Annotated in this window: 4 protein-coding genes; all 4 read left to right on the plus strand. The window is 61.0% G+C overall.

Annotated features, from left to right (window positions below; translation table 11 throughout):
- The first annotated feature begins 107 nt into the window (after positions 1 to 107).
- The 4 genes from ACIREA_RS28995 (at position 108) to ACIREA_RS29010 (ending at position 3,328) form a co-directional block, all read left to right on the plus strand.
- Positions 108 to 302, plus strand: coding sequence for a hypothetical protein (locus tag ACIREA_RS28995; protein WP_397385806.1), 195 nt, complete (start codon positions 108 to 110; stop codon positions 300 to 302).
- Positions 303 to 385: 83 nt separating this feature from the next.
- A complete protein-coding gene (locus tag ACIREA_RS29000) occupies positions 386 to 1,024 on the plus strand; it encodes a histidine phosphatase family protein (protein ID WP_397385807.1) in 639 nt (212 codons plus the stop codon).
- Between the two features lie 215 nt (positions 1,025 to 1,239).
- Positions 1,240 to 1,914: a hypothetical protein gene (locus ACIREA_RS29005; protein ID WP_397385808.1), complete on the plus strand. Its 675-nt coding sequence runs from the start codon at positions 1,240 to 1,242 to the stop codon at positions 1,912 to 1,914.
- 58 nt (positions 1,915 to 1,972) lie between these two features.
- Positions 1,973 to 3,328 (plus strand): DUF1501 domain-containing protein, encoded by a 1,356-nt coding sequence (locus ACIREA_RS29010; RefSeq protein ID WP_397385809.1) that lies wholly within the window; start codon positions 1,973 to 1,975, stop codon positions 3,326 to 3,328.
- Positions 3,329 to 3,396 lie beyond the last annotated feature (68 nt).

Raw genomic sequence — 3,396 nt, forward strand, 5'->3', positions numbered from 1 at the left:
GGGGAGATGGAGGAGAAGGCGAAGACGGAGGCGCGGGCTGGAATCAAAGCGCCAAGAGATGTGGAAACTCATGTGGCACCAGAGCGTTGAACGCCTCATTATTTGTGATGAACTCCCAACCAAACACCTGGCTATGGAAGCTGCTGCTGGGGTTCAGTGCTCTCGGGGCCGTGGTTGGGCTGGTGGCCTTTGGGCTGGGCGTGGATGAAGGTGCCTTCCTTGTCTTCGCGATGATGGCCGTCGCCACATTCCCGCTGTTTCATTTCGCATCCCGCTGGCCGGTGAAGAAGAAAAAAGAGTGAGGAAAGCCGGTCTGTGCCATTTCCAATCTAAACGCACCTGCATTTGCCACTGCGCCCGAGAGCGCCTATGGCGGAGGTGAAATATGAAAAAGATCTGGTTTATTCGTCATGCCGAAAGTCTGAGCAACGCGGGGTTTCCCACGGACACGCCGCATGCCATCGGGCTGAGCGAGAAGGGCATGGCGCAGGCAGAGGCGGTGGCCGCGCAGTGGCAGACGGACCCGGATCTCATCGTGGTGTCGCGCTACTCCCGCACGGCCTACACGGCGGTGCCGCTGTGCCGGCTCCACCCGCAGGTGCAGGTGGTCGAGCTGCCGGTGCATGAGCTCACCTTCCTGGCGCCGGGCCGCTACATCGGCACCACAGAGACCACACGCCGCGAGCCCGCCCGGCAGTACTGGGAGCGCTGCGACCCGGACTACTGCGATGGCGAGGGCGCGGAGACGTTTCGCCATTTCTGCGAGCGCGTGGATGCCTCATTGAAAGCGCTGCAGGAGCGCGAGGAGCAGCGCATCGCGGTGTTTTGCCACGCCTATGTCATCAAGGCGATCCTCTGGCGTCAGCTCCACCCGGACGCGGATTTCACCGCGGACTACATGCGCGATTTTTTCGATTTTCACCTGAACTGCGTGGTGCCGAATATCATGGTGTATCCGTTTGAGTGTGCGGGAGACGCGCCGTTGTTTATGAAGACGCCGTTTCAGATTGAGATGGTGGGGTGACTTCTGCGGTGGGCGGCGTGGTGAGCCTGGGGACGTTCGGTTTTTGCCGCAGAGAGGCAACGTGAGCAGAGGTGGCAGAGATTGAATGGTTTTAGCCGCGGCGGTGAGTGGAAGGCGTGTTCCACGAAGGCTCTGAAAGTGGAATTGCCAGGCATGAAGAAAACTGATTCACTGGCCGGGTGACTGACAGCTTTTGCTTTTATCTGCCCCAAGGGATGCCTGTATTTTCAGTCACCGGCATGTTTGCGTCTCTTGGGTCTTACTTGGATCAGACGCCAGGCGGTGGATCGACGGAGCAGAAGGTGGTCATGGTTTTGCAGATCATTGCTGTGGCAGGGTTCTTGGCCGTGGGCATTCAGATTCAGCGGCGCTGGAAGTCTCTGTGCTGCCCTTTTTGCAAACGCCCCGGAGTAGGAAACAGGCACCGCACACTGGGCGTGGCGGTCCAATGCCCGGGCTGTGGTGAGATCATCGACCGTGGCCTGCCTGATGGGGCATCCCAGCCTGAGCCTGACGTGGTGCTGACGGCTCAGCGGCCATACGTGCCGGTGAGGCGGATTGAGCTTCGCTCACCGTGGGTGTGGCTGCTTTTTTTGCTTTCGGTTTTGTCGGCGGTTTATGGGGCGGTCATGCATTCCTTTGGCCTGGTGACGGTGCTGGTGCCGCTGTGGAGCCTTCTTGTGGCGAGTCGTCTGATTCAGACGCTGCAAACAGGCTGCATGAATGGGTATTGGAGCCTGACGTTTCGGGAGCGGCAGCCGGTGAAGTTCTGGCTGCGCATCGGCGTTTGGTTTCTGGCCTACGGCTTTGCTTTGTATCTGCCCCTCGGTTTTGGGCTGCATGCGCGCATGCAGGCCAGTCCCCCGGCTCCTGCGGGAACAAGGCTCTGACTCAGCACTTGGATGCAATGACGCGCAAGCGCCGGGGCTTTGGCTGCGTACACTCCGCATGTCTGATTTCTCCGCACTCTCGCGCCGCGAACTGCTCTCCCGCATGGGCGGCGGGCTGGGCGCGTTGGGACTGGCTTCCACGCTGAATGCCGCACCGCGAACAAACTTTGTGCCGAAGGCGAAGCGGGTGATCCAGCTCTTCATGAACGGCGGGCCGTTTGGGCCGGACTTTTTTGATCCGAAGCCGGGGCTGACGAAGTATGCAGGGCAGAAGCCGGAAGGCGCGGACCTGCGTACGGAACGGCCCACGGGCGGGCTGCTGGCATCTCCCTATGCGTTTTCCAAGCACGGGCAGAGCGGGCTGGAGATCAGCGAGCTGCTGCCGAATCTGGCGCAGCATGCGGATGAGCTGTGCGTGCTGCGCTCATGCCACACGGACAATCCGAATCATGGCCCCGCGCTGCTGCTCATGAACAATGGCACGATGACGGAGCGCGTGCCGAGCATGGGTTCGTGGCTGAGCTACGGCCTGGGCAATGAGAACGCGAACCTGCCTTCCTTCGTGGTGCTGTGCCCGGGCAAGCCGGTGCGGTTTTCCGTTTTGTGGACGAGTGCGTTTCTGCCGGCGCAGCATCAGGGGGTGTACATCAATCACTCCAACCTGGAGCCGCAGAAGATGATCCCGTGGCTGACGAATGAGAAGCTGGGCAAGCTTGATCAACGCAAGCAGATCGATCTGATGCAGTCGCTGAATGCGGAGCATCTGGCGGCACGCGGCGGTGCGGATGTGGCGCTGAACGGTCGCATCCAGGCGATGGAAACGGCCTACCGCATGCAGTCTGCTGCGACGGATGCCTTTGATGTGAATCTGGAGCCGCCCAAAGTGCGCGAGATGTACGGCAAGAGCCATTTCTCCAACGGCTGCCTGATGGCGCGGCGGCTGGTGGAGCGCGGTGTGCGCTACGTGCAGTTGTACTATGGCAACGGTCAGCCGTGGGACACGCATTCGAAGCACGATGAGCAGACGCGCAAGCTGGGAGCGGACATCGACCGGCCCATCGCGGCGCTGATCGGTGACCTCAAACAGCGCGGCATGCTGGAAGACACGCTCATTGTGTGGGGCGGTGAGTTTGGCCGCACGCCGGTGAGTGAGAACGGCAACGGGCGGGATCACAATCCGCATGGTTTTTCCATGTTCTTTGCCGGTGGTGGTGTGCGCGGCGGCACGGCCTACGGCGAGAGCGATGAGTTTGGATTCAAAGCGGCGGTGGACAAGATGCACGTGCACGATGTGCATGCGACGATCCTGCACCTGCTGGGCATGGACCACGAGAAGCTGACCTATCGGTATGCGGGACGTGATTACCGCCTGACGGATGTGCATGGGCGGGTGCCGCAGGCGATCGTGGGGTGATTGGCAGTCTCTTACGGAGCGCGGACTTCAGTCCGCAGCACTCCGCGAGTCCGCGCAGTGCGAAAGTT

It is taken from the genome of Prosthecobacter sp. (assembly GCF_044373815.1).
In the GTDB taxonomy this organism is placed as follows: domain Bacteria; phylum Verrucomicrobiota; class Verrucomicrobiia; order Verrucomicrobiales; family Verrucomicrobiaceae; genus Prosthecobacter.

Bases quoted from the DNA above. Each gene is read 5' to 3' on its own strand.
- ACIREA_RS28995 (WP_397385806.1), top strand. From the start codon at position 108: ATGAACTCCCAACCAAACACCTGGCTATGGAAGCTGCTGCTGGGGTTC.
- ACIREA_RS29010 (WP_397385809.1), top strand. From the start codon at position 1,973: ATGTCTGATTTCTCCGCACTCTCGCGCCGCGAACTGCTCTCCCGCATG.
- ACIREA_RS29000 (WP_397385807.1), top strand. From the start codon at position 386: ATGAAAAAGATCTGGTTTATTCGTCATGCCGAAAGTCTGAGCAACGCG.
- ACIREA_RS29005 (WP_397385808.1), top strand. From the start codon at position 1,240: ATGCCTGTATTTTCAGTCACCGGCATGTTTGCGTCTCTTGGGTCTTAC.